Raw genomic sequence first — 25,122 nt, 5'->3', positions numbered from 1 at the left:
ATCCCTCGGGGACACTGGGACCCTGGAGCGGTATGGCGGTCCTGGCGGCCTGGACGGCCCTCGCGGTGGCGGCGGGCTGGTGGGCGCTGAGCCGCCGCGACGCCTGACGGACAGCCAAATGTCAGTGCGGGCCGGTTTACTGGGGGGCATGACCACGGCACAGCACCTCGACACGATCGACTTGCTGCGTTCCCGGGCGTTCCCCGCGGAGCCCGGCCCGTCGGACGTCGGCTCGCAAGGCCCCGGATTTCACGTGGCGGAGCTGAACGGGCAGTTCGGCGACGACGGAGCGGACGGGTACGAGGACGGGGACGGGGACGCAGCGGCCGACCAGCGTGCGCAGGAGCACGGCGCCCTGCTGAACGTACTCGAACGGCGCTGGGGCGAGCCGGACATCTTCAGCCTCGCCAGTACGCGGCTGCGCGTCGAGAGGGACGAAGAGGTGCCCGACCCGTGGCGCAGGCTCAGCGAGCAGATGGAATGGCTGCATCTGTGGCGGATCGAGGACCGGTGGATAGCCGTTGGGCTGACCAGGTTCCAGCTGCTGGCCGTGGTCACCGAGACCGAGCCGCCCTAGAGACAGCCGTCCCCCGGCGAACCGGTCGGCAGTTAACCGTCCCTTTCAGCTTCCGCTGCCTCGCGCAACCGGCCGAACTCCTCGGCCATCGTCTGCGCGGTCCAATGTGCGTTGAGCCCGCTCGGGTTGGGCAGCGCCCAGATATTCGTCTCACCGATCGTGCGCTCCTGCCGCCCGATCCGGGCCTTCTTCTCGCCGAAGGCCGTGCGGTAGGCGGTGACGCCGACGACCGCCAGCCATCGCGGACGCAGCCGCTGGACCTTGGCCGTCAGCAGCCGACCGCCCTCGCGGAACTCCTCGTCGCTCAGTTCGTCGGCGCGAGCAGTCGCCCTGGCCACCACATTGGTGATACCCAATCGGTGCCCGAGCAGTTCTTCCTGTTCGGCGGGCTTGAACTGCCGTGGTGTGAAGCCCGACAGATGCAGCACCGGCCAGAAGCGGTTGCCCGGCCGGGCGAAGTGATGGCCCGTCGCCGCGGTCATCAGGCCCGGGTTGATACCGCAGAACAGCACGGAGAGCCCGCCCGCGACCACATCCGGGACGATGCGATCGCGAGCGGCCTCCAACTCCTCGGGGGTCAGAGGATCGACCCCGGGGTGTAGCCGGCGGCCTCCGGGTGCTGCTTGACGATCTCCTCGATCCTGGAGACCACGGCCGCCACCTGGTCGGCCGCGGCCCCCGTGAACGAGAGCTTGTCGGCCATCAGGGCGTCCAACTGCGCCCGATCCAGCGGAATCCGCTCGTCCGCGGCCAGCTTGTCGAGCAGTTCATTGCGCTCGGCACCCTGCTCCCGCATCGCCAGCGCCGACGCGACCGCGTTCTCCTTGATGGCCTCGTGAGCGAGCTCGCGGCCGACCCCGGCCCGTACGGCACCCATCAGCACCTTGGTGGTGGCGAGGAAGGGGAGGTAGCGGTCCAGTTCGCGGGCGACCACGGCGGGGAAGGCGCCGAACTCGTCGAGCACGGTCAGGAAGGTCTCCAGGAGACCGTCGAAGGCGAAGAACGCGTCCGGCAGCGCGACCCGGCGCACCACGGAGCAGGAGACATCGCCCTCGTTCCACTGGTCGCCCGCCAGCTCGCCGGTCATCGAGGCGTAGCCGCGGAGGATGACCATCAGGCCGTTGACGCGCTCGCAGGAGCGGGTATTCATCTTGTGCGGCATCGCCGAGGAGCCGACCTGGCCGGGCTTGAAGCCCTCGGTGACGAGCTCGTGCCCGGCCATCAGCCGGATCGTCTTGGCGACGGAGGAGGGCGCGGCGGCCAACTGCACCAGCGCGGAGACCACGTCGTAGTCGAGGGAACGGGGGTAGACCTGACCGACCGAGGTGAAGGCGTGCGCGAAGCCGAGATGCCCGGCGATGCGCTGCTCGAGCTCGGCGAGCTTGGCGGCGTCGCCGCCGAGCAGGTCGAGCATGTCCTGCGCGGTGCCGACCGGGCCCTTGATGCCGCGCAGCGGGTGGCGGCCCAGCAGATCTTCGAGGCGTCCGTACGCCACGAGCAGTTCGTCGGCCGCGGTCGCGAAGCGCTTGCCAAGCGTCGTGGCCTGCGCGGCGACATTGTGCGAGCGTCCGGCCATCACCAGCTCGGCGTACTCACCCGAGAGCTTGCCGAGCCGGGCGAGTACCGCGACCGTGCGGTCGCGCATCAGCTCAAGCGAAAGCCGGATCTGCAGCTGCTCGACGTTCTCGGTCAGATCGCGAGACGTCATGCCCTTGTGGACCTGCTCATGGCCCGCCAGCGCGTTGAACTCCTCGATGCGCGCCTTCACATCGTGGCGGGTCACCTTCTCGCGCTCGGCGATCGATGCCAGGTCGACCTGGTCGAGCACCCGGTCGTAGTCGGCGATGGCGGCCTCGGGCACCTCGATGCCGAGGTCCTTCTGGGCGCGCAGGACCGCGAGCCAGAGCTGACGCTCCAGCTTCACCTTCTGCTCGGGGGACCACAGGACGGCCAGCTCCGCGGAGGCGTAGCGGCCGGCCAGGACATTGGGGATGCGGGGCTTGGCTGTCACGTGTACGGATTCTACTGGCGGTTTGCGCAGGCCAGCGCCCCGGTCCGGTTTGTGGCTTGCTACGAACGCGGATCCACGTACGGCAGCAGCTCGGGCCGCTTGGCCGGACGGCCGTCGCCCGATGAGCGGCCCGTCAACCGCCGCCCGATCCACGGCCCCAGATATTGGCGTGCGAACCGCAGGTCGCCGACCCGCCGCGCCGCCCAGCCCGGCCGCACAGCAGACGGGAGCAGCGCTCGCCAGTCCTCCTCCGCGTCGTGCCCGAGGGTCTGCCAGACCGCCTCGGCGACGCGCCTGTGCCCCTCGGCCGTCAGATGCAGCCGGTCCACGTCCCACATCCGCTGGTCGCCGAGCACGTCGGCGCCGTACAGGTCCACCACCAGGGCGCCGTGGCGGGCGGCCAGTTCGTCGACGTAGCCGAACAGCTCCTCCATACGCGGCCGGAAGCGTTCCATCACCGGACCGTTGCGGCCGGGGCTGCGCATCAGGACCAGCTGACGGCAGGACGGCGTGAGTTTCCCGACGGCCTCCTCCAGGAGGCCGCGGACCCTGCCCATGTCGCACCGGGGGCGCAAGGTGTCATTGAGCCCGCCCACCAGGGTGACCACATCGGCCCGCATGGAGGCTGCCACGTCCACCTGCTCGTCCACGATCTGGCCGATGAGCTTTCCGCGGACGGCGAGATTCGCGTACCGGAATCCCTCAGTGCGCGCGGCCATCCGGCCTGCGAGCAGATCTGCCCAGCCGCGGTAGGAACCGTCGGGCTGAAGGTCGGACATGCCTTCGGTAAAGGAATCACCGACCGCGACAAAACTAGTGTAATTAGCATTCATCTCCATGGCGGAGCGATCCTACCGCGCGGTAAGGTCCGTCGGTTCCGTACCGGGAGGGGAGCTCTGTGAGTGACGCGCTACTGAACGCGCTGGCCGAGGCGCTGGCCGATCTGGTGACCACGATCGACACCTGTGACGAAGACGTTCTGGGCCCCGACACCGCTGTGAAATGGCTGGAGAACACCGGCTTTCTGCTCGGGCGCCTCTCGCCCGGGGACCGCCGGACCCTCTCCGCGCTGGTGCGCCAGTGCGCCGCCCGCCGGCCCGGGGGAGCCTGGCGGGACGATCTGCTGCGGATCCCCGAGCGCTTCGGTCTCGACGACGACGAGCACGAGCTGTACTGCGACTCGGTCGAGTATCTGGAGCGCCGGTTCGTCGAGACCGTACGGGACGTGGACCCGGCCACGCTCCTTCCCACCTGCCCCGGCTGGACCCTCGCCGACCTCGTCAAGCACCGGGGCGCAACGCATCGCTGGATGGAGCATCTCGTGCGGACCCGGGCCGCCGAGCGCGTCTGGTCACGGGACGTCTCACTCGAACTTCCCGACGACCCAAGGGCCTATCCGCAGTGGTTCGCCCGTAGCGCCGAAGCCACGCTGAGGACGCTGCGCGCCGTCGACCCGGACACGCCGATGTGGTCCCACGGAGCCGATCAGCGGGTGCGTTTCTTCCCGCGGCGGCTGCTCTTCGAAGCCGTCGTCCACCTCGCCGACGCCGAACTCGCACTGGGCCTTCAGCCGCGCATCTCAGCGGGCACCGCCGCCGACGGCATTGAGGAGTTCCTGGAGAACCTCCCGTACTACTCCTGGATCGCCGAGCCGGTCGCCGCCCTCGCGGACGGCTCGGTAAGGCTGACGGCCGGGGACACCGGTGCCGCCTGGACGATCACCTTCGGGGACGGAGGCTACGCCTGGACCAAGAGCGCCCGGGTAGCCTCGGCCGGCGTCGAGGCAACGGCGGGCGATCTGCTGCTGCTCGTCTACGGACGCCACCGCGCCGACGACGCACGCTTCTCGATCAGCGGCGATCGCGCCGTTCTCGACGCCTGGCTGGCAGCGACGGCGTTCTAATACTGCCGCCGGTCTTTCGGAGCGACGCGTTCCGCAGTTGTCCAGAGCATGTTCACCGCAGACTTCTGGAAAGCCACCGCGGAGCGCGCCGTGCGCACTTCGCCCAGTCCCTGGTCGCCATCCTGACCGCCGGTGCCACGAACCTTTTCGACGTCGAATGGCAGGCCGCCGTCGCCACAGCGGGCGTTGCCACGCTCCTCGCCGTACTCACCGCGATCGGCGCGGCCGAAGCCGGACGGCCCGGCCCGGGTCTCAACGAGACCACGGAACGGGTCGCCACCGCGCCGAGCACCGCGGCCACCACCGCTCCCGCCACCGGGACGAGCTAGCGGGGCCTGCCCACCAGTTCCCGCAGCACGTCCTCCATCGTCACAAGCCCCTCCGGCGTGCCGTCCTCGTCCAGCACCGCCGCCAGATGAGTACGGCTGCGCCGCATCGCGGTCAGTACGTCGTCCAGCGGCGTCGCCGCCCGTACCCGCGCGATCGGGCGCAGCGCCGTGACGGGGAACGGCACATCGCGCGGAGTCGTGTCCAGCGCGTCCTTCACATGGAGATAGCCAAGGATCGGCCCGCCCGGGTCCACCACCGGGAAGCGGGAGAACCCGGACTCGGCCGCCAGCATCTCCAATTGCTCAGGCGTCGTTCCGACCTGCGCGTACACCACCCGCTCGACCGGCATCACCACATCGCGTACGGGCCGGCGCCCCAGCTCCAGGGCGTCGCGCAACCGCTCGGCCGAGCGGTCGTCGAGCAGACCGGCCTCCCCTGCGTCCCGGACCAGCCGCGCCAGCTCGTCGTCCGAGTAGGTCGCCGTCACCTCGTCCCTGGTCTCCACCCGGAGCAGTTTGAGCAGCCCGTTGGCGAGGGCGTTGACCGTGAAGATCACCGGACGCAGCGCCCGGGCCAGCGCGACCAGCGGCGGGCCGAGCAGCAGCGCGCTGCGCGCGGGCTCGGCCAGTGCGATGTTCTTCGGCACCATCTCGCCGAGCAGCATGTGCAGATACGTCGCGAGCGACAGTGCGATCACGAACGAGATCGGATGGATCAGGCCGTGTGCCACACCCAGCGCGTCGAACACAGGCTCCAGGAGATGCGCGATGGCGGGCTCGGCGACGATGCCGAGCACCAGAGTGCACAGGGTGATGCCGAGCTGCGCTGCGGCAAGCAGGGCCGAGACATGCTCCAGGCCCCACAGGACGCTGCGCGCACTGCGGTTCCCGGCTTCCGCCTCCGGTTCGATCTGACTGCGGCGTACGGAGATCATGGCGAACTCCGCACCGACGAAGAAGGCGTTGACGACCAGGGTGAGCAGGCCGATGAGGAGCTGTATCGCGGTCATCGTCCGGCCTCCTCGGTGGTGTCGTCCGAGGGGAGCGGTGCGTGCATCAGCACCCGGGCCGCCCGCCGCCCGGAAGCGTCCACCACATCGAGACGCCAGCCCGCCAGCTCGATCCGGTCGCCCTCTGCGGGGATGCGCCCCAAGGTGGTGGCGATGAGGCCGGCGAGAGTTTCGTAGGGGCCTTCGGGCACCCGCAGCCCGACCCGCTCCAGCTGGTCGGTGCGCGCCGCACCGTCCGCCGACCAGAGCGCGCGCCCGTCGGCGTCCTCGCCGGCCGGGGCCAGGTCCGGAGTCTCGTGCGGATCGTGCTCGTCGCGCACCTCGCCGACGACCTCCTCCATGATGTCCTCCAGCGTCACCACACCGGCCGTACCGCCGTACTCGTCGATGACGACGGCCATGGTGTTCTTGCCGGACAGCCGGTCGAGCAGCCGGTCCACTGTCAGCGTCTCCGGTACGAGCAGCGGCTCGCGCAGGAGCTCGGTGACGCGATGGCGCGGACGGCGCACGGCCGGGAGGGCGAGCACGTCCTTGATGTGCGCGACGCCGACGACGGAGTCCAGGCTGCCCTGGTAGACGGGGAAGCGGGACAGGCCGGTGGCGCGGGTGGCGTTGGCGACGTCCTCGACGGTGGCCTGCACGTCGAGGGCTGTGACCTGGACCCGCGGGGTCATCACGTTCTCCGCGGTGAGTTCGGACAGCTTGAGGGTGCGGACGAACAGCTCCGCGGTGTCCGCCTCAAGCGCGCCCTTCTTGGCGGAGTGGCGGGCGAGTGCGACCAGTTCCTGGGGGCTGCGGACGGAGGCCAGCTCTTCGGTCGGCTCCATGCCGAGCCGGCGCAGGATGCGGTTGGCCGTGTTGTTGAGGTGGCTGATGAAGGGCTTGAAGGTGGCCGTGAAGACCCGCTGCGGGGGCGCCACCACCTTGGCCACGGCGAGCGGCGAGGAGATCGCCCAGTTCTTGGGGACCAGTTCGCCGACGACCATCAGCACGATCGTCGACAGCCCGGTGCCGATCACAAGCGCGGCCGAGGAGGCCGTCGAGGGGGAGACGCCGAGCGCCTCGAGCGGGCCGCGGATCAGCTTCGCGATCGAGGGTTCGGACAGCATGCCGACGACCAGGTTGGTGACCGTGATGCCGAGCTGGGCGCCGGAGAGCTGGAAGGTGAGGCTGCGTACGGCTTTGAGGGCGCTCGCCGCCCCGCGCTCCCCGCGCCCGACGGCCGCTTCGAGGTCCCCGCGCTCGATGGTGGTGAGGGAGAACTCCGCTGCGACGAAGCCGCCACAGGCGAGCGCGAGCAGCACTGCCACGACGAGCAGGAGCACTTCGGTCATCGGGTCACCTCCGTCCCATGATCGGGCAGGGGCAGGAGGAATGCTCGATGTCGGCTACTGGGAGGCTCGCCCATGGGCGGACGCTCACACCTTTCGTACAGGGGAGTGGATAGTCCACCCATGGTAAAGGACCGGCAAAGGGCCGCGTGCCGTGTCGAAGGGAGCCCCTACGCAGGGGGAAAGGGCTTCACCCAGCGACGCCAGTGGTCCTCGCGGTGGTACCCGGCCGATGCCCACGCCCGCTGGGCGCGCTCGTTGGCCTCCAGCACCATGGCGTCACCTCGCCGGCCGCCCGCAGTAAGGAATCGTCGCTCGGCGGCCGCGAGCAGCGCCGTCGAGATCCCCTGCCTGCGGTGAGAAGGAAGCACCGCGAGGCGGTAGAGCGAACACCGCCACCCGTCGTAGCCCGCGATCACCGAGCCCACCAGCAGGCCGCCGGACTCGGCCAGGATCAGCGCTTCCGGGTCCCGCTCGATCAGGCGGGTCAGCCCGTCCACGTCGTCCGTGATGCTCGTACCCTCGGCCGCTTGCTTCCAGAAGGCGAGGATGCTCTCCGCCTCCCCGGCCATGGCGGGGCGTATGTGCACGTCGATCATGGCCAGGAGCCAAACACGGTCCGGCGGCGGCCCGCCACCGACTTCCCACAGTTTGAGACGGGCCGCCCGCGTGACGCACTTTCTATTCGTGTGCGATGGCGGCCAGTACGTTCATCCGCGAGGCGCGCAGGGCCGGGAGCACCGCCGCCGCAAGACCCACGATCACCGAGCCCACGACCACCGCGATGACCGTGCCCCACGGCACGGCGAAGGCTTTCAGCCCCTCCAGCGCCAGCACCTGCTGCACCGCCACACCCCAGACCAGGCCAAGCGCCAGCCCCAGCAGTGCGCCGAAGACCGCGATGACGACCGACTCCAGCCGGATCATGCGCCGCAGCTGGATCCGCGAGAGACCGATGGCACGCAGCAGTCCGATTTCCCGGGTCCGCTCGACGACCGACAGGGCAAGGGTGTTGACCACTCCGAGCACCGCGATGACGATCGCGAGCCCCAGCAGCGCGTATACGAGATAGAGCATCACGGCGATCTGCTGGCGGATCAGCTCCTTGTAGTCGGCCTGGTCGCGTACCTGCACCTGCGGATACGGGTCGAGGGCCGTCTCCAGCGCCTTGCGCAGGTCCTTGACGTCACTGCCGCTCGCGGCGTTGACGTACAGCACGGCCTCCTGCCCGCCCGGCAGATACTTCTCGACGGTGCTCAGCCCCATGAACAGCCCGCCCTGCATCCCGGGCCCGCCGCTCTGGTCCATGTCGGTGAGCGCCCCGACCGTCAGCCGGGCCTTCTGTCCGCCCGCGAACTCGGCCGGCAGGACCGAGCCGATGCGGACCTTGTGGTCCTCGGCGAAATCGCGGTCCATCGCGAGGGCGCCCGGCGCCAGCGCGGCCGTCGTGTTCCCGCTCGCATAGGTGATGTGTGCGGCCTCGTCCAGCTGCGGGTCGTAGCCCGACGCCGTCGACTCGACCCGCTTGCCGTCGGGCATGTTCAGCGCGAGGGGCGCGAAGCGCTGCCGCACAATGGTGCCCGCGCTGTCGACGCCCTTCACCTTCTCGGTGATCTCCCGCGGGAACGGCTGGAAGTTGGCGTTCTGTACGACGAAGTCGGCGCCCAGCGTCTTGTCGATCTGGTTGTCGAAGGACTTGGTCATCGAGGCGCTGGCGATCGAAAGTCCGCCGACCAGTGCCAGGCCCACCATCAGGGCGGCCGCGGTGGCGCCCGTACGCCGCGGATTGCGCAGCGCGTTGCGCTGGCTCATCCGGCCGACCGAGCCGAACAGTCTGGGGAAGGCCCCGCCCAGCACGCGGATCACGGGGCGCACCAGCAGCGGTCCCGCAACCACCGTGGCGATCAGCGTCAGCACCACGCCGAGTCCCAGCAGGGATGCCGCCGACGAGGTCTTCTCGCTCACCGCGCATCCGGCGAGCGCGGCCGCACCGGCCGCGCCCACGACGGCCCCGGCGATCGCCCGGACCCTCAACGGCCGTCCCGCTCCGGCCACTTCCGCATCCGCGAGCGCGGCCATGGGGGACACCCGGGCGGCCCGCCTGGCCGGCAGATACGCGGCCACGAAGGTGACGCCGAGCCCGACCACATACGCCGACACCGGAGTCGCCACTCCCACCACCATCTCGGCGGCGCTCAGATTCATCCCGAGCAGCCCCATCAGCTCGATCAGCCCGGCCGCGAGCCCGATACCGGCGGCCAGCCCCAGCGTCGAGCCGACCAGACCCAGCAGCAGTGCCTCGGTGAGGACGGAATTGCGTACCTGGCGGCGGTCGGCGCCGAGCGCCCGCAGCAGACCCAGCTCGCGGGTGCGCTGGGCGATCAGCATCGAGAAGGTGTTGACGATCAGGAAGACGCCGACCAGTACGGCGACGCCCGCGAAGCCCAGCATCACGTACTTGATGACATCGAGGAACGGGCCCAGCTGGGCGGCGGCCGACTCGGCCTGCTCCTCCGCGGTCTTCAGTTCGAACGTGTCGCCCAGCTGGGCGGCGATCCGCTGTTTGAGCGCCGTGTCGCTCACGCCTTCGGCCGCGTCGACCGACACCGAGGTGGCCACACCGGTCCGGCCCAGCAGCTTGGTCTGGGCGGTCGGGGTGTCCAGGAAGACCAGCGCGGCACCGGGGTTGGTGGTGGTGAAGGTCGCGATCCCGACAACCTTGACCTTGAACGAACCGGGCTGCGCGAGAACGGTGAGCGTGTCCCCGATGCCCAGCTTCTTCCTGTCGGCGGTGTCCTTGTCGAGCAGCGCCTCGCCCGGACCGCTCGGCTCGTGGCCGCTGGTCAGCTTCACCGGACTGCGGTCGGACAGACGCCAGTCGCGGGCGATGGTGGGTGCGCCGGTCGTCGGCCCGACCGCCTCGTTCTTGTCGTTGACGACCGTGACGTTCTGCACCGCCACGTCGACATGGGCGGCCTTGACACCGTTGACCGAAGCGACGCGGTCCGCGAGCGAGGCCGGCACCGTCCGTACGACTCCGGTCGGCACGCTCTCGGTGATGCCCTCCTTCGGCGAGATCGTGACATCCGCCGCCGTGGAGGCGAAGAGCCGGTCGAAGGTACGGGAGACGGTGTCCGAGAAGATCAGACTGCCGCTGACGAAGGCCACGGACAGCAGTACGGCCAGTGCCGACAGCAGTAGTCGGCCCTTGTGAGCGAAGAAGCTCCGCAGCGTTGCCTTGAGCACAGTGTCCTCAGCTCTTGCGCAGGGCGTCGAAGCGCTTCATACGCTCCAGTACCGCCTCTGCTGTCGGGTCCGGCATGACGTCGACGATGCTTCCGTCCGCAAGGAACAGAACCAGGTCGGAGTGGGCGGCGGCGCCCGGGTCGTGTGTCACCATCACCACCGTCTGCTCCAGCCGGTCGACGGCATCACGCAGGAAGGCGAGCACCTCTGCCCCGGCACGGGAGTCGAGATTTCCGGTCGGCTCGTCCGCGAAGATCAGCTCCGGCCGGGAGGCCAGCGCGCGGGCACAGGCCACGCGCTGCTGCTGTCCGCCGGACAGTTCCGACGGCCGGTGCCCCAGGCGGTCGCGAAGCCCGAGAGTGTCGATGACCTGCTCCACCCACTCGCGGTCGGGCTTGCGCCCGGCGATGTCCATCGGGAGCGTGATGTTCTCGGCGGCGGTCAGGGTGGGCAGCAAGTTGAACGCCTGGAACATAAAGCCGATCCGGTCCCGCCGGAGCCGGGTCAGTTCGCGTTCCTTCAGTCCGGTGATCTCCGTGTCGCCGAGCCAGACCTGGCCGGCGGAGACTGTGTCGAGACCGGCCAGGCAGTGCATCAGTGTGGACTTGCCCGAGCCCGAGGGTCCCATGACCGCGGTGAACCGCCCGCGCGCGATGTCGACATCGACGGCGTCCAGGGCGCGTACGGTCGTCTCGCCGGTGCCGTATGCCTTGGTCAGAGCCCGCGCCCTGGCCGCGAGCGGTACATCCGCTGCTTGCTCGTGGGTGGGTGCAGTGGCAGGTGTTGACAAGGCCGCCTCCGGTGTCATGGCCGCTCCGGTTCCCGTACAGGAGGGGAGGGTAGAGCGGGCGGGGGAGTGTCGGCATCCATCCTAGGTCCGGTCCTCGGGGTCGATGTAAGGGACACGCGATGGCCCTCTTGCCGGTGCTAGCACTGGCACGCTAGCTTGATGGTGTGGCGAAGACTCAGCTGAACGTGAGAGTGGACGAGACAACCGCTCAGGCCGCGCGCCGGCGGGCGACGCAGCGCGGGATGAGCGTGAACCGCTATATCGAGGAGCTCGTCAAGCAGGACGCGGGCGAGGTGGGACGCACCTTCGTCGAGGCGGCGTCGGACTTCATGAAGCAGTACGAGTCCGTGTTCGCCGAGGAGTTCGGCACGGAGCACGGCGCCGGGCACAGCAAGGAGCACAGCACGGAGCACGGCGCCGGGTACACCAAGGAACAGGGCAAGGGCCGGCGGTGAACCGGACGACGACTCCGGAGCGGCCGCGCACCGTATGAACCTCTCGATCGACCTTGCCTGGCTGCTCATGGTCGCCGAACACAAGACCCCCGGCGATCCACAGGTCGCCGACTGGGGGGCGCTCGTCGCCGCCGTCGGCCGTCACGAGGCGGAGATATTCGGCATCCCCGTCTACAACGACCCGCACGCCCGCGCCGCCTCCCTGCTTCAGCTGCTCCTCCACGTACCGGCGCTGGAGCACTCCAACGCGATGTTCGCCTCCGCCGTCGCCTACGGCTATCTGGTCGCCTGCGGCCTGAAGGTCGTCACTTCGCCCGTGCAGGTACGGGATCTGGCGCGCCTGGTCAAGGAAAGCAAGGCAGACGTGCGGACCATCGCCGAGGAGCTGCGGCAGTGGAGCCACTGATCACCGCAGCGGGTCGCTGACGAACGGCCGCCGCGCCACCCCCAGCACACACGACGAAGGCGGCAGCCGCAGGCCCCGCTCGGGGATCTGCAGCCTGCGGTACACGCCGAGTTCGAAGCCCGCCGCCTCGATCGCGGCGACGGTGTCCCGCGCCGTGTGACACCCGCCGAACAACAGCGGCCAGACGGTGCGGTCCAGCGCGCGCTGGGTTGTGGCCATGCCCTTCGTCCCGGCGAGGCCGTGCTCGAAGAACCGCAGCTCTCCCCCCGGCCGCAGGACCCGTTTGATCTCGCCGAGCGCGCGCGGCAGATCCCGTACGGAACACAGCACCAGCGACGCCACGGCGGCGTCGAAAGCCTCGCTCTTGACCGGCAGCGCCTCGGCGGCACCCGGCACCACATCCACCGGGACCTCGGTGCGCCTCGCTGCCTGCGTCGCCAAGTGCCGCAGCGTGCGCTCGGGTTCGAGTGCCACAACCTCGGAGACGGCCGCCGGATAGTGCGCAAAGTTCAGACCGTTTCCCGCACCGATCTCGATGACCCGGCCGGAGAGACCGGACAGCAGCTCCTCGCGGCACGCCATGATCCCCGCGTTCTTGTCGGCCGCCACGCTGAACCTGGCGTAGAAACGGGCGAAGAGAGGATGGTGAACTGCGTACTGCGGCACTTTGGTGCTGCTCCGGGGCATGGCGGGCCTCCTCGGGACTGCGGGACACTCACCGCCATTCTCCCCCCGGTCACACGAAGCAGAACTCGTTGCCCTCGGGATCCCTCAGCACCTGGAAGCGCCCGTACTCGTCGGTGACGGCCGGTCCCAGCCGTACGGCGCCGAGCGCGACCGCCTTGTCCGCGGCCTCGTCGACATCGCCCGCATCGAGATCGAGATGGAGCCGGTTCTTGGCCGACTTGCCCTCAGGCACACGCTGGAAGGCGACGCGGACGAAGCCGGGCGGATCGATGTACGACCAGTCCACGCTCCGGTCGGCGGGGTCACCGCCGAGCAGGGCCGCCCAGAAACGCACCAGGCGGGCGGGGTCATGGCAGTCGAAGACGATCTCCTGGACACGGGCTCGCACGCGATTCAGCCTACGGCCGCGGCGAATGCCTCCACGTCCCACGCGCCGCCGAGCCGTGGCGCGAGCCAACTCCCGGCGCGGGCACGGAACTCGGCGGGCGGCAGTGCGCCCGCTCCCTGAGGCACGGCTCCGAGCAGCGGCGCCCCGGCGGCCTCGGGCAGGTCCGCGAGATTGCACCGCTCGGCCAGATCCGGCTCGACGGGCCAGCTCCCGACGACCACACCGAGCTGCTCCAACTTCCGCGCGCGCAGGGCCTCCGCGGTCAGCGCGGTCGTGTTGAGGGTGCCGAGCCCGGCCGCCGCGACGACGAGCACGGGCGCGCCCAGCAGCCGGGCCACGTCGGCGAGGGTCGCCCCGTCCTCGTCGAGACGCACCAGCAGCCCGCCGGCCCCCTCGACCAGTACGAGGTCATGCTCGGCGGCGAGCTTCTCCACGGCCTCGACCACGTCCGCGGGGCGGACGGCCGCCATCTGGGCCCGCCGCGCGGCGGTCGCAGGAGCGAGCGGCTCGGGAAACCTCGCCAGCTCGACCCCGACCACGTCCCCGCCGAGCCGCACCACCTCGGCGACATCACCGTCTTCCCCGACGGCAACCCCGGTCTGCGCGGGCTTCACCACGGCGACGGACCGGCCATGCGCACGAAACGCCGCGGCGACGGCGGCGGTGACGACGGTCTTCCCGACTTCGGTCCCGGTCCCGGTGACGACGATGACTGCCATGGCTGTGCGCTGCCTTTCTGTATCGGTTGTACGACGGGGGCTCGACCCGGCCTGCGCCGTGTGCCAGTTTGCCCCCGCCGCCTCGCGCCGCGAGCCAGGCGCTCCGTGACGCCTCCCGGCGCCAGGTCTCCCGGCAGGGGCGCGCGCCGTGCCGTGCGGCGCGAGGCTGCAACCGGGCGCCGGGGTGCGGGGCGTCAGCCCCGCTTACTTCTTCACCAGGGAGAACTGGCCCCCGGCCTCAGCCCGCGGCCGCCGCCGCGGTCACCGCACCGCACACGCGCGCCAGATCCTCGTCCCCTGTCACATACGGCGGCATCGTGTAGATGAGGTCCCTGAACGGCCTCAGCCACACTCCCTCGCGCACCGCCGCCTCCGTCGCCGCCGCCATGCTCACCTCGTGGTCCAGTTGCACGACGCCGATCCCGCCCAGGACGCGGACATCCCTTACACCGGGCAGCCCGGCGGCCGCCGCGAGGCCGTCCCGCAGGCCCGCCTCCAGACGTTTGATCTCCTGCTTCCAGTCCTGCGCGAGCAGCAGATCGATCGAGGCGCACGCAATCGCCGACGCCAGCGGATTGCCCATGAACGTCGGGCCGTGCGCCAGCACGGGGACCTCACCGCGCGAGATGCCCTCGGCCACCCGTGTCGAACACAGCGTCGCCGCCATCGACAGGTAGCCGCCGGTCAGCGCCTTGCCCAGGCACATCACATCGGGGGAGACCCCAGCCTGCTCCGCCGCGAACAGAGTGCCTGTGCGGCCGAACCCCGTCGCGATCTCGTCGAAGACCAGCAGTACCCCGTGCTCGTCGCACGCCTCCCGCAGCACGCGCAGATACGCGGGGGAGTGGAACCGCATCCCACCCGCCCCCTGCACCACCGGCTCCACGATCACCGCGGCCAGCTCGTCCGCGTCCCGCGCGACGGCCTCGCGCAGCTCCTGCGCGTACGACTCGTCGAAATCCGCCGGCGGCGCACCCACGAAGACCTGCCGCGGCAGCACCCCGGACCAGAGCTCGTGCATCCCGCCCTCGGGGTCGCACACCGACATCGGCTGCCAGGTGTCGCCGTGGTACCCGCCGCGCCAGGTCAGCAGCCGCTGCTTGCGCGGCCGGCCAACCGAGCGCCAGTACTGCAGGCACATCTTCACCGCGACCTCGACCGAGACCGAACCGGAGTCGCACAGGAAGACGTGGCGCAGCGGTTCGGGAGTGATCTCGACCAGCTTCGCGGCCAGCCGGACGGCGGGCTCGTGGGTGAGCCCGCCGAACATCACATGGCTCATCCGCCCCAGCTGGTCGTGCGCGGCCTCGTTGAGGACCGGGTGGTTGTAGCCGTGGATCGCCGACCACCAGGACGACATGCCGTCGATCAACTCACGCTGTCCGTGGACCGGTTCGGCGAGCCGCAGCCGTACTCCGGACGCGGACTCCACGACCAGCGGGTCCGTGCGGCCCGGCATCGGGCCGTACGGATGCCAGACGTGCGCCCGGTCCAGGTCCAGCAGCTCGCCGGGGGTGCAGGCGGACTCAGGCATTGGGCGCGAGATCCGTGCCCGCTCCACGGCGGCGTACGGCCACCAGATCCGTGCGCGCAGCGGGGACCTCGGCGACGGGCGCCTCGGCCGCGGCGGGCTCGCCGTCCCCGCACGGTCCGCACCCGCCGGATCCGGAGTGCGAACCGCAGCCGTCCCCGGCCAGGGCGTCCGCACGGTGCTCAGGCAGCGTCGTGGTGTCCGTGCCCTCCACCTCGAAGCCGGCGTCCGCGATCATGTCGAGGTCGGCCTTGCCGGCCTGGCCCTCGCTGGTCAGATAGTCGCCGAGGAAGATCGAGTTGGCGAGGTTGAGCGCGAGCGGCTGCATCGAGCGCAGATGCACCTCGCGGCCACCGGCGATCCGCACCTCCACATCGGGACAGACGAACCGCACCATGGCGAGAATCCGCAGGCAGCGCTGCGGAGTGAGGTTCCACTCCTTCGCCAGCGGGGTGCCCTCGAAGGGGATCAGGAAGTTCACCGGCACCGAGTCCGGATCGAGCTCGCGCAGCGAGTAGACGACATCGACCAGGTCTTCGTCGCTCTCGCCCATGCCCGCAATCAGGCCGGAGCAGGCGGAGAGTCCGGCGGCCTGCGCCTGATGCACGGTGTCCACGCGGTCGGCGAAAGTGTGCGTGGTCGTGATGTCCCCATATGTCCCCTCGGACGTATTGAGGTTGTGGTTGTACGCGTCGGCACCGGCGGCCCGCAGCCGCTCCGCCTGTCCGCCCGAGAGCAGTCCGAGACAGGCACAGACCTCGACGCCCTCGTTCTGCTCCTTGATCGCCTCGATGGTCTTCGAGACGCGGTCCACATCCCGGTCCGTCGGACCGCGGCCGCTCGCGACCAGGCAGACCCGCTTGGCACCACCCGCGACACCGGCGGCCGCCGCCTGTGAGGCCTCGTCCGGCTTCAGCCAGGTGTACTTGAGGATCTCGGCCTTGGAGCCCAGCCGCTGCGAGCAGTACGAACAGTCCTCGGGGCAGAGCCCCGACTTCAGGTTGACGAGATAATTCAGCTTCACCCGTCGCCCGAACCACTGGCGGCGCACCTTGCCGGCCGCGGCCACCACTTCGAGCAGATCGTCGTCGGAGGTCGCCAGCACGGCGAGCGCTTCTTCACGGGTCGGCAGCTCGCGCCGCAGCCCCTTGTCCACCAGCGTGTTCAGCAGGTCCATGGCGCTGATCCTTACCTACGGCATGCGCCAGGGCCAAGGAGGAACTCCACAACAGAGCATGTTTGAGGTGTGTGCATGGCCACATCCGCTCCTCGAGTGACCCCGGCTAGGGTCTGTGCGCTGCCTACAAAAGGACCGGACCACCATGCACCAGGATCCTTTCGCCTGGATCGACGACGAGTCGCGCCGCCGTGAGCGCGCGGGCCTCGTACGCACGCTCCGGCCGCGCACCGCCGAGTCCGAGCTGCTGGATCTCGCCAGCAACGACTATCTGGGCCTCACCCGCCACCCGGAGATCACCGGCGCCGCGGCCGAGGCGGCCCGCCGCTGGGGCGCTGGGGCGACCGGCTCCCGGCTGGTCACGGGCAGCACCGCCCTCCACGCCGATCTTGAGCGGGAGCTGGCAGCCTTCTGCGGCTCCGAGGCGGCGCTGGTGTTCTCTTCGGGCTATGCCGCCAACCTCGCCGCGGTGACCGCTCTCGGCGGCCGCGGCGCGCTGATCGTCTCCGACGCGGCCAACCATGCCTCGATCGTCGACGGCTGCCGGCTCTCGCGCTCGGAAACCGAGATCGTCCCGCATGCGGATGTCGACGCCGTACGCAAGACACTTCATACGCACCCGGGGCAGCGGGCACTCGTCGTCAGCGACTCGGTCTTCTCGGTTGACGGCGACGCCGCACCGCTGGCCGATCTGGCTCAGGCCTGCGGTGAGTACGGAGCCGCTCTGCTCGTCGACGACGCCCATGGGCTCGGCGTACTGGGGGAAGGCGGCCGGGGAGCCCTGAACGCCGCGGGCATCGCGGGCGCCGACGGTGTCGTCGCCACCCTCACGCTCTCCAAGTCCCTGGGCAGCCAGGGCGGAGCGGTCCTCGGCCCGGCCCGGGTGATCGACCATCTGGTCAACGCGGCCCGTACGTTCATCTTCGACACCGGCCTGGCCCCGGCGGCGGCAGGAGCGGCCCTGGCGAGCCTGCGGCTGTTGCGCCGCGAACCGGCGCTGGCGGACCGGTCCCGCGCTGTCGCCGCGACGCTGCACCGCAGGCTCACGGACGCGGGACTCACCGCCGCACGACCCGATGCCGCCGTGGTCTCCGTACAGGCGCCGTCGCCGGAGGCGGCTCTGCGCTGGGCGGCGGACTGCCGTGCGGCCGGGCTCGTGGTCGGCTGCTTCCGCCCTCCGTCGGTACCGGACGGTATCTCCAGGCTCCGGCTCACGGCGCGGGCCGATCTGACGGATCAGCAGATCGAGCGGGCCACGACGACGATCATCGAGGCCGCGCCGGTCAGTTGACGGCGTCCTGTCTCCACCGCGGCCAACGGGCGATTGTGCGTCCAAATACGGTCTCGCGTAGCAGAGTTCACCGCTTTGAGCGACAGGTATCTGCATATAGTGGTGGATCGTCACCTCCGGAAGCACGATAGGTGGCACTCTGGCGCGAAGCGCAATCCGTGGCCGTCCTCGCAATTCCGCTACGAGTCGGAGCGCGGCCACGGTGGGAAAGGGACAGCTCGCCATGGCAGACCATCAGGAAGCCTCCGTCACACTGCCGAGCGATCCCGCCTCGGTCTCCGCCGCCCGGAGATACGCCGCACACGTGGTCTCCGAGTGGGGCCTGCCCGTCGAGACCGAAGCCCTCGAGACCGTCCGGCTGATCGTCTCCGAACTCGCCACGAACGCCGTCCAGCACACCTTCGGCCAGTCCCCGACGTTCACCGTGGACCTGCGTCTCGACCGTGACGAGGAACTGCGCATCGGCGTCACCGACAGTCATCCCAGGTGGCCGCAGCGGCTGCCGGCCGCGGTCCGGCAGGACAACGGCCGCGGCATGGTCATCATTCGCAGCCTCACCGCGGAGTGCGGCGGACAGCTCTCGGTCACTCCGACCCCGGAAGGCGGCAAGACGGTCTGGATCGCCCTTCCGTGGACGGCCCCGGTCCAGAGCTGAGACGGCCGGAAGACTTCGGCCCGACGGCCGGTGCCCCTGCCGGCCGGCCCGTGCGTTCACGCCCGGCCGAACGCCCCCCGCAGCAGCGCCCGAAGAGACTGCGCCGCGGGCCCGGACTCCTCGCCCCGGTGCACCACCGAGATCGTCCGGCGGAAGTCCGCCGGGTCCAACTGCCGTACGCCCAGCGGCGTCGCCGACATCGCCGCGACCATCTCCGGCACCACCGCAACCCCGATCCCCGCACTGACCAGTGCGCACACCAGCGCGTAGCCGGGTGACTCGCACACCACCGCAGGGGTCGCCCCGGCCCGGGCGAGCGCAGTTTCGACCCCCTTGCGGGGCGGATGCGAGGGCGCGCTGCTGATCAGCGGCTGTCCGGCGAGATCGGCCACCGGCAGCCGCCCCGAGCCGCCCGCGAGCGCATGGCCGGGCGCCGTCACCAGGACCAACTCCTCGACCAGCAGCGGGTCCAGGACCACACCCGCGGGCGGCGGCGCAGGCTCGGCCGGTTCGTAGGTGTGTGTCAGCGCAAGATCCACCTCGCCGGCCGCCACTGCCAGGACCCCGTCCGGGGGCTCGTACTCCGCGACGGTCAGTTCCACATCCGGATGCGCCCGGCGGAACGAGCTCAGGACCGGCGGCAGCAGGTGGACACCCACCGTGGTGAAGGTCCCCACCCGCAACCGCCCGCCGGCCAGTCCGGACAGCCGCGCCAGCTCGTGCCGCGCCCGGTCCATCTCGTCCAGGACCCGGCGGGCCCGCGCTGCGAGCAGCTCGCCCGCGGCGGTCAGCCGTGCCCCGCGATGACTGCGCACCAGAAGAGCCGCCCCGGCCTCGCGCTCCAGCTTGGCCAGCTGCTGGGAGAGGGCGGGTGCGGTGTAGCCCAGGCGGGACGCGGCCCGGGTGATCGAGCCGGCCTCGGCGACCGCTACGAGCGCCGCCAGTCGTGTCGGGTCGTACATGGCAATCCCTTAAGCATTGCTTTAGGCCTACCCAGAACATTATAAGTACACGTTAAGGCTGTGGCCGGTCCAGGATGGTGGCCATGGACGCACAACTGTTCGCCTTCATCGGGGTCGCCGCGGGCATGGTCGCCATGCCGGGCGCGGACTTCACCGTCGTCGTACGCAATGCGCTCGCCTCCCGGCGCGCGGGCGTGGCCTGCGCGGTCGGCGTCGCCGGGGGACTGCTCGTGCACACCGCGCTGGCGGTCGCCGGACTCGCGGCCGTTCTGGTCGCCGTTCCGGTGTTGTTCCGCACGCTGCAGATTCTGGGCGGTGCCTATGTGCTCTACCTGGGCGTACGGGCCGTACGCTCCGCCCTGCGCCCGGTGCTCGCGGTGGAGGATCCCGAGGCCGCGGCCACGCAGGGCATCGGCCGCAGCCTGCGCCAGGGCTTCCTCACGAACGTCCTCAACCCGAAGGCGCCCGTTCTCTTCCTGAGCCTGCTCCCGCAGTTCGTTCCGGACGGTGCGGCGGTACTGCCGCGCACCTTGCTGCTTGCGTCGATCGTCGTCGCTCTGGCGCTGCTGTGGTTCCCGGCGGTGGCCCTGCTCGTGGACCGTCTCGGGAAGTGGCTGCGCAGGCCGCGCACCACCCGGGCCGTCGAAGGCGTCACCGGCGGTGCGCTCACGGCTCTGGGAGTGACCCTGCTCGCCGAGCCGCTCGCGCACTGACCCCGGGGCGCCGGAGGACGGTCCGTCAGCGGACCCGGCCGTACCAGACGCTCTTGGTCCAGATCTTCTCCAGCTTCACCCAGGAGCCGGTCTTCGGCGAGTGCCAGATCCTGCCGCGGCCGGCGTAGATGCCCACGTGGTAGACCCTGCTGCCGGAGTGGAAGAAGACCAGGTCTCCCTGCTGCCTCGAGGAGGCCGGGACACGACGGGTCTTGTTGAACTGCTGCTGAGCCGTACGGGGGAGCTTCTTGCCCACCCTTTTGTACGAATAAAGCGTCAGCCCCGAGCAGTCGAACCGGGAGGGACCCGCGGCGCCGTACCTGTAGGGCGCCCCCCTCTTCGAGGCGGCCACCTTGAGCGCAGCCTTCGCGCGGGTCGTTGCCGCATGGGCCTCGGGAACGGTGCCCGGGACCAGCAGAGAGCCGCCGACGGCGGCAAGGGTCAGTGCCGACACGGCGCCCGCCCTGGTCATCAACAACGGGACATGAATCTGCGGATTCATGCGCAACCCTTCGTCAGCCGCCTGTGAAGGATGACCTGTCGGGTTCGGACGGACGAAGATGCCCGGCCGCGGCTGCGGCTTCACCCCAAGGGACCGCCGGGCTGTCCGGCTGTCCCGTCCTGCTTGGGTCCTCCACTCCTGCCGAAGCGCTTCTGTCGACCAGACATCCGGTGCGGCGGCAGGACTCGGCGTCCGCCCGGACCGCCCCACCGAGATGGTGAGGGCTTGTCGTCCCAGGGATCTTGACCCATGCCGCGCCGGATTTCCGAGTTGAAGCGTCCGTAAGTGAGCTTTGCCACCGCTGACCTGTTCGGGTGGACAGGGGAGATTAGCAGACGAGTACACGACAGTTGAGGAGCCTCGCACCAGCGCAGGAGCAAGGCATTCCGCCCGATCGGTAGTCACAGTGCGCAAGTTGTCCGTAGTCGCGGGCGGTGTGTCGACTGCATCGAATGGGGGATGTACACCAGTACCCTGATGGCGTAGGCGGAAGCGGGTGTTTCGTCAACTCATCGCCGCGGGCGGCATCGTCACCCGTCGCGCCCGCCGCTCGCCGTCGAGCACTCTGAGTGCTTCGGCCAGCGTCGCCGCATGAACCTCGCTCTCACCGCGCAGGTGCATCAGGGTCAGGGCGTTCTTGAGCGCCTCGGCCCGTCCGACCAGCGCCTGTGCCGCGCGGAGTGCGCCGTACGTGTGCGTCGCGCGGGCCGGGTTGATCCTGCCCAGCAGATCGAGCACCTCCAGATAGCTGTCGACGAACTCGCACTCGGCGCGGGTCAGTGCGGGCAGCGGGGGCAGTTCGGGTGGCAGCATCCGGCGCTCACCTCGAACCGGCGGAGGAGAGCGAGGTCTTGCGGTTCTTGATCACATGGTCCACCAGCCCGTAGGCCAGGGCGGCCTCGGCATCAAAGATCTTGTCGCGCTCCAGGTCGGCGGCTATCCGCTCGGTGGTCTGGCCGGTGTGGTGTACGAGCATCCCGGCGAGTTGGGTCCGCAGGCGCAGCAACTCCTGTGCCTGGATCTCCAGATCGGAGGGCCGGCCCTGCAACGGCTCCTCGAGCGCGGGCTGCTGCAGGACGATCCGGGCGCCGGGCAGCGCCATCCGCTTACCCGGGGCCCCGGCGGAGAGCAGCAGCGCGGCGGTGGAGGCGGCCTGCCCGAGGCAGGTCGTCTCCACGTCGCAGGTGATCACCTGCATCGTGTCGTAGATCGCGGACATGGCGCTGAGTGAGCCGCCGGGGGAGTTGATGTACAGGGAGATGTCGCGGTCCGGCGCCGCGTACTCGAGGTGCAGGAACTGCGCGATCACATCGCCTGCGGCGGTGTCGTCGACGGCGCTGCCGAGGAAGATGATCCGCTCGTCGAGCAGCTTCGAGTACGGATCGAGGGTGCGGTGGCCCGCACTGGTGCGCTCGGTGAACTGGGGCAGGACGTGGCGGGCGGCTGGTCGGTTCATGACGTCCTTCTCCTCTCGCACGGCCATCTGTAAGAAATGTACAGGACGTACAGGCCGTTATGATGGGGAGCATGGCCTACGAGATTCCGGTGACGCAAGCCCGCGCAGAGCTCGCCGAACTGATCAACCGCGTCGTCTACGGCGGGGAGCGCGTCGTCGTGACCCGGCACGGGAAGCCACTCGTGGCGCTGGTGTCCGCCGCTGACCTGGAACGACTGGAGCGGGATCAGGAGGCCGCCGAGGAGCAGGTGATCAGCTCGGTCTGCTCGCTCGGCTCGGCAGCGTCCGCTACCGGTGAACGGGGGCGCTTCGGTCTCGCGGCCGAGCACCGGCGCCCCGACGAGCGCCGCTGACCACGCCGCAGCGCGTGGAAGGGCCGCGCGCCCCCGGGCGCTGCCGCCCCGTATACGACCCGTTCGTCGATCGCGGTACGGGCCGACGGGGCCGGGCGATGGTTCCCGAGGTGAGCGCCGCTGCAGCGTGTACCTGCGTGAGACCAAGATCAGTTAACGCGCCGGAAAAACTTTCCGCCTAACGTTCAACCGCTCGCCGTGAGACACCCACGCATTGGTCAACACAGTGGTGCCGTGGGTTAGCGTCCCGCTGCACCCAGGCGAGCCGGACGACTGTGAGGTGGACGCGTGCAACTCTCCCCGCACGAGCAGGAACGACTGCTCATCCATGTGGCCGCCGACGTGGCGCAGAAGCGCCGAGCGCGCGGGGTGCGGCTCAATCACCCCGAATCCGTCGCCCTGATCACGTCGCACATCCTCGAAGGCGCCAGGGACGGCCGCACCGTGGCCGAACTCATGGCCTCGGGCCGTACGGTCCTCACCCGCGCCGACGTCATGGAGGGCATCCCCGAGATGATCCATGACGTCCAGGTCGAGGCGACCTTCCTGGACGGAACCAAGCTCGTCACCGTCCACGACCCGATCGTCTGAGGGGAGAGTGCCGATGATCCCCGGAGAGATCCTCTTCGCCGAGGGCCGCGTGTCCCTCAACCAGGGCCGTGAGGTCACCCGCCTCGGCGTCGTCAACGCCGCCGACCGGCCCGTCCAGGTCGGCTCCCACTACCACTTCGCCGAGGCCAACCCCGGCCTGGAATTCGACCGCGCCGCCGCGCGCGGCCTGCGGCTGAACATCGCCGCGGGCACCGCCGTGCGCTTCGAGCCCGGCATTCCCGTCGATGTGGAACTCGTCCCCTTCACCGGCCGACGCGTCATCGCGGGTCTGCGGGGAGAGGTCGGAGGCGGTCTCGATGCCTGAGCTGAATCGTGCCGTCTACGCCGATCTCTTCGGCCCCACCACCGGCGACCGGATCCGGCTCGCCGACACCGACCTTCTCGTCGAGATCGAGCAGGACCGTTCCGGCGGGCCCGGACTCGCGGGCGACGAAGCCGTGTTCGGCGGCGGCAAGGTGATCCGCGAGTCGATGGGCCAGTCCCGTACGACACGGGCCGAAGGCGCACCGGACACCGTCATCACGGGAGCGGTCGTCATCGACCACTGGGGCATCGTCAAGGCGGACATCGGCATCCGCGACGGCCGCATCACGGGCATCGGCAAAGCCGGCAACCCCGACACGATGGACGGCGTACACCCCGATCTCGTCATCGGACCCGAGACCGAGATCATCGCGGGCAACGGAAGAATCGTGACCGCGGGCGCCGTCGACGCGCATGTCCACTTCATCTCGCCGACCATCATCGACCAGGCCCTGGCGACCGGTGTCACCACACTCGTCGGCGGCGGCACCGGACCGGCCGAGGGCACCAAGGCCACCACCATCACCCCCGGGCCGTGGCACCTTGCCCGGATGTTCGAGGCGACGGACTCCTTCCCCGTGAACATCGGACTGCTCGGCAAGGGCAATACGATGTCCCGCGAGGCCATGCACTCCCAACTGCGCGGCGGGGCGCTCGGGTTCAAGATCCACGAGGACTGGGGGGCGACCCCCGCCGTCATCGACGCCTGCCTGAGCGTCTGCGAGGACACGGGCGCCCAGCTCGCCATCCACACGGACACCCTCAACGAAGCGGGCTTCGTCCAGGACACCCTCGCCGCGATCGCGGGCCGCACCATCCACGCGTACCACACCGAGGGCGCGGGCGGCGGGCACGCACCGGACATCATCACCGTGGTCGGCGAGCCGCACATCCTGCCCAGCTCCACCAACCCGACCCGGCCGCACACCGTCAACACCGTCGAGGAACACCTCGACATGCTGATGGTCTGCCACCACCTCAACCCGGCCGTGCCCGAGGACCTCGCCTTCGCGGAGTCCCGTATCCGGCCCTCCACGATCGCGGCCGAGGACATCCTGCACGACCTCGGCGCCATCTCGATCATCTCCTCGGACGCCCAGGCCATGGGTCGCGTCGGCGAGGTGATCATGCGTACCTGGCAGACGGCCCACGTGATGAAGAAGCGGCGAGGAGCACTGCCCGGAGACGGCCGTGCCGACAACCACCGGGCACGTCGCTATGTCGCCAAATACACGATCAACCCCGCGGTCGCGCAGGGCCTCGACCACGAGATCGGCTCGGTCGAGAGCGGCAAGCTCGCGGACCTGGTGCTCTGGGATCCGGCCTTCTTCGGCGTCAAGCCGCACCTGGTCATCAAGGGCGGCCAGATCGCGTACGCGCAGATGGGCGACGCGAACGCCTCCATCCCAACGCCCCAGCCGGTCATGCCGCGGCCGATGTTCGGCGCGCTCGGCAAGGCGCCCGCCGCGAACTCGTTCAACTTCGTCGCCCGGGCTGCGATCGAGGACGATCTGCCCGAACGCCTCGGCCTGGGCAAGAAGTTCGTGCCGATCACCAGCACGCGCCGCGTCACCAAGGCCGATATGCGGGAGAACGACGCGCTCCCGCGGGTCGAGGTCGACGCCGACACCTTCACGGTGACGATCGACGGCGAGACCGTCGAACCGGCCCCGGCCGCCGAACTTCCCATGGCCCAGCGCTACTTCCTGTTCTGA

The 25,122-nt window shown here is 70.0% G+C and carries 29 protein-coding genes and 1 riboswitch; of the genes, 12 read left to right on the top strand and 17 right to left on the bottom strand.

Features of this window, described 5'->3' with window-relative positions; translation table 11 throughout:
* The first annotated feature begins 148 nt into the window (after positions 1-148).
* Positions 149-577 carry a hypothetical protein gene (locus FBY35_RS22930; protein ID WP_142215874.1) on the top strand — a complete coding sequence of 143 codons (429 nt, stop codon included), beginning with the start codon at positions 149-151 and terminating at the stop codon, positions 575-577.
* A gap of 32 nt (positions 578-609) precedes the next feature.
* On the opposite strand, the gene mug is transcribed toward FBY35_RS22930, so the two are convergent.
* The 3 genes from mug to FBY35_RS22915 are packed head-to-tail and all read right to left on the bottom strand — an operon-like array spanning position 610 to position 3,427.
* A complete protein-coding gene (mug, locus tag FBY35_RS22925) occupies positions 610-1,158 on the bottom strand; it encodes a G/U mismatch-specific DNA glycosylase (RefSeq protein ID WP_142215873.1) in 549 nt (182 codons plus the stop codon).
* Positions 1,155-2,588, bottom strand: coding sequence for an adenylosuccinate lyase (gene purB, locus FBY35_RS22920; protein WP_142215872.1), 1,434 nt, complete (start codon positions 2,586-2,588; stop codon positions 1,155-1,157). Before purB ends, mug begins: the two co-directional genes overlap by 4 nt.
* A gap of 59 nt (positions 2,589-2,647) precedes the next feature.
* Complete coding sequence (locus FBY35_RS22915; protein ID WP_142215871.1) at positions 2,648-3,427, bottom strand: SGNH/GDSL hydrolase family protein; 780 nt, start codon at positions 3,425-3,427, stop codon at positions 2,648-2,650.
* Between the two features lie 59 nt (positions 3,428-3,486).
* Between FBY35_RS22915 and FBY35_RS22910 the strand changes: the two genes are divergently transcribed.
* Together FBY35_RS22910 and FBY35_RS38115 are read left to right on the top strand one after the other, a co-directional pair.
* Positions 3,487-4,491, top strand: coding sequence for a maleylpyruvate isomerase family mycothiol-dependent enzyme (locus FBY35_RS22910; RefSeq protein ID WP_142215870.1), 1,005 nt, complete (start codon positions 3,487-3,489; stop codon positions 4,489-4,491).
* Positions 4,467-4,820 (top strand): holin, encoded by a 354-nt coding sequence (locus tag FBY35_RS38115; RefSeq protein ID WP_222123180.1) that lies wholly within the window; start codon positions 4,467-4,469, stop codon positions 4,818-4,820. Before FBY35_RS22910 ends, FBY35_RS38115 begins: the two co-directional genes overlap by 25 nt.
* Here FBY35_RS38115 and FBY35_RS22900 read toward each other — a convergent pair.
* The 5 genes from FBY35_RS22900 to FBY35_RS22880 all read right to left on the bottom strand — a co-directional run bounded on the left by FBY35_RS22900 (position 4,817) and on the right by FBY35_RS22880 (position 11,215).
* Positions 4,817-5,830 (bottom strand): hemolysin family protein, encoded by a 1,014-nt coding sequence (locus FBY35_RS22900; protein WP_142215869.1) that lies wholly within the window; start codon positions 5,828-5,830, stop codon positions 4,817-4,819. The two genes, FBY35_RS38115 and FBY35_RS22900, sit on opposite strands and share 4 nt — an antisense overlap.
* The gene (locus FBY35_RS22895) at positions 5,827-7,164 is read right to left on the bottom strand and encodes a hemolysin family protein (RefSeq protein WP_142215868.1); all 1,338 of its coding nucleotides are present in this window, start codon (positions 7,162-7,164) and stop codon (positions 5,827-5,829) included. The genes FBY35_RS22900 and FBY35_RS22895 overlap by 4 nt, the downstream gene beginning before the upstream one ends.
* A 167-nt stretch (positions 7,165-7,331) precedes the next feature.
* Positions 7,332-7,760 carry a GNAT family N-acetyltransferase gene (locus FBY35_RS22890; RefSeq protein WP_142215867.1) on the bottom strand — a complete coding sequence of 143 codons (429 nt, stop codon included), beginning with the start codon at positions 7,758-7,760 and terminating at the stop codon, positions 7,332-7,334.
* Between the two features lie 82 nt (positions 7,761-7,842).
* On the bottom strand, positions 7,843-10,407 hold the full coding sequence (locus FBY35_RS22885) for an ABC transporter permease (RefSeq protein WP_142215866.1): 2,565 nt from the start codon (positions 10,405-10,407) through the stop codon (positions 7,843-7,845).
* A gap of 7 nt (positions 10,408-10,414) precedes the next feature.
* Positions 10,415-11,215 (bottom strand): ABC transporter ATP-binding protein, encoded by an 801-nt coding sequence (locus FBY35_RS22880; protein WP_142215865.1) that lies wholly within the window; start codon positions 11,213-11,215, stop codon positions 10,415-10,417.
* A gap of 146 nt (positions 11,216-11,361) precedes the next feature.
* Between FBY35_RS22880 and FBY35_RS22875 the strand changes: the two genes are divergently transcribed.
* Both FBY35_RS22875 and FBY35_RS22870 read left to right on the top strand, forming a co-directional pair.
* Positions 11,362-11,652: an antitoxin gene (locus FBY35_RS22875; RefSeq protein WP_260848792.1), complete on the top strand. Its 291-nt coding sequence runs from the start codon at positions 11,362-11,364 to the stop codon at positions 11,650-11,652.
* 34 nt (positions 11,653-11,686) lie between these two features.
* Positions 11,687-12,058, top strand: coding sequence for a fic family toxin-antitoxin system, toxin component (locus tag FBY35_RS22870; protein ID WP_142215864.1), 372 nt, complete (start codon positions 11,687-11,689; stop codon positions 12,056-12,058).
* Here FBY35_RS22870 and FBY35_RS22865 read toward each other — a convergent pair whose 3' ends face one another.
* The 5 genes from FBY35_RS22865 to bioB all read right to left on the bottom strand — a co-directional run bounded on the left by FBY35_RS22865 (position 12,059) and on the right by bioB (position 16,560).
* A complete protein-coding gene (locus FBY35_RS22865) occupies positions 12,059-12,745 on the bottom strand; it encodes a class I SAM-dependent methyltransferase (RefSeq protein WP_142215863.1) in 687 nt (228 codons plus the stop codon).
* A 49-nt stretch (positions 12,746-12,794) separates the two neighbouring features.
* Entirely contained in the window at positions 12,795-13,133 is a 339-nt protein-coding gene (locus FBY35_RS22860) for a VOC family protein (protein WP_142215862.1), read from the bottom strand.
* Between the two features lie 5 nt (positions 13,134-13,138).
* On the bottom strand, positions 13,139-13,852 hold the full coding sequence (bioD, locus tag FBY35_RS22855) for a dethiobiotin synthase (RefSeq protein WP_142215861.1): 714 nt from the start codon (positions 13,850-13,852) through the stop codon (positions 13,139-13,141).
* Between the two features lie 238 nt (positions 13,853-14,090).
* Entirely contained in the window at positions 14,091-15,386 is a 1,296-nt protein-coding gene (locus FBY35_RS22850) for an adenosylmethionine--8-amino-7-oxononanoate transaminase (protein WP_142215860.1), read from the bottom strand.
* Positions 15,379-16,560 carry a biotin synthase BioB gene (gene bioB, locus FBY35_RS22845; RefSeq protein ID WP_142215859.1) on the bottom strand — a complete coding sequence of 394 codons (1,182 nt, stop codon included), beginning with the start codon at positions 16,558-16,560 and terminating at the stop codon, positions 15,379-15,381. Before bioB ends, FBY35_RS22850 begins: the two co-directional genes overlap by 8 nt.
* 145 nt (positions 16,561-16,705) lie before the next feature.
* Here bioB and FBY35_RS22840 point away from each other — a divergent pair, with 145 nt between their 5' ends.
* Both FBY35_RS22840 and FBY35_RS22835 read left to right on the top strand, forming a co-directional pair.
* Complete coding sequence (locus FBY35_RS22840; RefSeq protein WP_142215858.1) at positions 16,706-17,851, top strand: 8-amino-7-oxononanoate synthase; 1,146 nt, start codon at positions 16,706-16,708, stop codon at positions 17,849-17,851.
* A 223-nt stretch (positions 17,852-18,074) separates the two neighbouring features.
* Positions 18,075-18,506 carry an ATP-binding protein gene (locus FBY35_RS22835; RefSeq protein ID WP_142215857.1) on the top strand — a complete coding sequence of 144 codons (432 nt, stop codon included), beginning with the start codon at positions 18,075-18,077 and terminating at the stop codon, positions 18,504-18,506.
* Positions 18,507-18,562: 56 nt separating this feature from the next.
* Here the strand turns inward: FBY35_RS22835 and FBY35_RS22830 are convergent, their stop codons facing one another.
* Positions 18,563-19,468 carry a LysR family transcriptional regulator gene (locus FBY35_RS22830; protein WP_142215856.1) on the bottom strand — a complete coding sequence of 302 codons (906 nt, stop codon included), beginning with the start codon at positions 19,466-19,468 and terminating at the stop codon, positions 18,563-18,565.
* A gap of 83 nt (positions 19,469-19,551) precedes the next feature.
* On the opposite strand from FBY35_RS22830, the gene FBY35_RS22825 reads away from it, so the two are divergent.
* On the top strand, positions 19,552-20,181 hold the full coding sequence (locus tag FBY35_RS22825) for a LysE family translocator (RefSeq protein WP_142215855.1): 630 nt from the start codon (positions 19,552-19,554) through the stop codon (positions 20,179-20,181).
* Between the two features lie 25 nt (positions 20,182-20,206).
* On the opposite strand, the gene FBY35_RS22820 is transcribed toward FBY35_RS22825, so the two are convergent.
* The 3 genes from FBY35_RS22820 to FBY35_RS22810 form a co-directional block, all read right to left on the bottom strand.
* Complete coding sequence (locus tag FBY35_RS22820; protein WP_142215854.1) at positions 20,207-20,683, bottom strand: C40 family peptidase; 477 nt, start codon at positions 20,681-20,683, stop codon at positions 20,207-20,209.
* Between the two features lie 3 nt (positions 20,684-20,686).
* Positions 20,687-20,842, bottom strand: a riboswitch (cyclic di-AMP (ydaO/yuaA leader).
* A 345-nt stretch (positions 20,843-21,187) separates the two neighbouring features.
* Positions 21,188-21,496: a hypothetical protein gene (locus FBY35_RS22815; RefSeq protein ID WP_142215853.1), complete on the bottom strand. Its 309-nt coding sequence runs from the start codon at positions 21,494-21,496 to the stop codon at positions 21,188-21,190.
* Positions 21,497-21,503: 7 nt separating this feature from the next.
* Positions 21,504-22,139 (bottom strand): ATP-dependent Clp protease proteolytic subunit, encoded by a 636-nt coding sequence (locus tag FBY35_RS22810; RefSeq protein WP_142215852.1) that lies wholly within the window; start codon positions 22,137-22,139, stop codon positions 21,504-21,506.
* A 71-nt stretch (positions 22,140-22,210) separates the two neighbouring features.
* Here FBY35_RS22810 and FBY35_RS22805 point away from each other — a divergent pair, with 71 nt between their 5' ends.
* From FBY35_RS22805 to FBY35_RS22790, 4 genes are all read left to right on the top strand, one after another.
* Positions 22,211-22,492 (top strand): type II toxin-antitoxin system Phd/YefM family antitoxin, encoded by a 282-nt coding sequence (locus tag FBY35_RS22805; protein WP_142215851.1) that lies wholly within the window; start codon positions 22,211-22,213, stop codon positions 22,490-22,492.
* Between the two features lie 288 nt (positions 22,493-22,780).
* Positions 22,781-23,083 (top strand): urease subunit gamma, encoded by a 303-nt coding sequence (locus FBY35_RS22800; RefSeq protein ID WP_142215850.1) that lies wholly within the window; start codon positions 22,781-22,783, stop codon positions 23,081-23,083.
* 13 nt (positions 23,084-23,096) lie between these two features.
* Entirely contained in the window at positions 23,097-23,408 is a 312-nt protein-coding gene (locus FBY35_RS22795; RefSeq protein ID WP_142215849.1) for an urease subunit beta, read from the top strand.
* Positions 23,401-25,122, top strand: a complete 1,722-nt coding sequence (locus FBY35_RS22790; RefSeq protein ID WP_142215848.1) for an urease subunit alpha — start codon at positions 23,401-23,403, stop codon at positions 25,120-25,122. Before FBY35_RS22795 ends, FBY35_RS22790 begins: the two co-directional genes overlap by 8 nt.

Origin of the sequence: Streptomyces sp. SLBN-118 (assembly GCF_006715635.1) — a bacterium.
In the GTDB taxonomy this organism is placed as follows: Bacteria; Actinomycetota; Actinomycetes; order Streptomycetales; family Streptomycetaceae; genus Streptomyces.
This window is presented reverse-complemented; position numbering and strand designations above follow the sequence as displayed.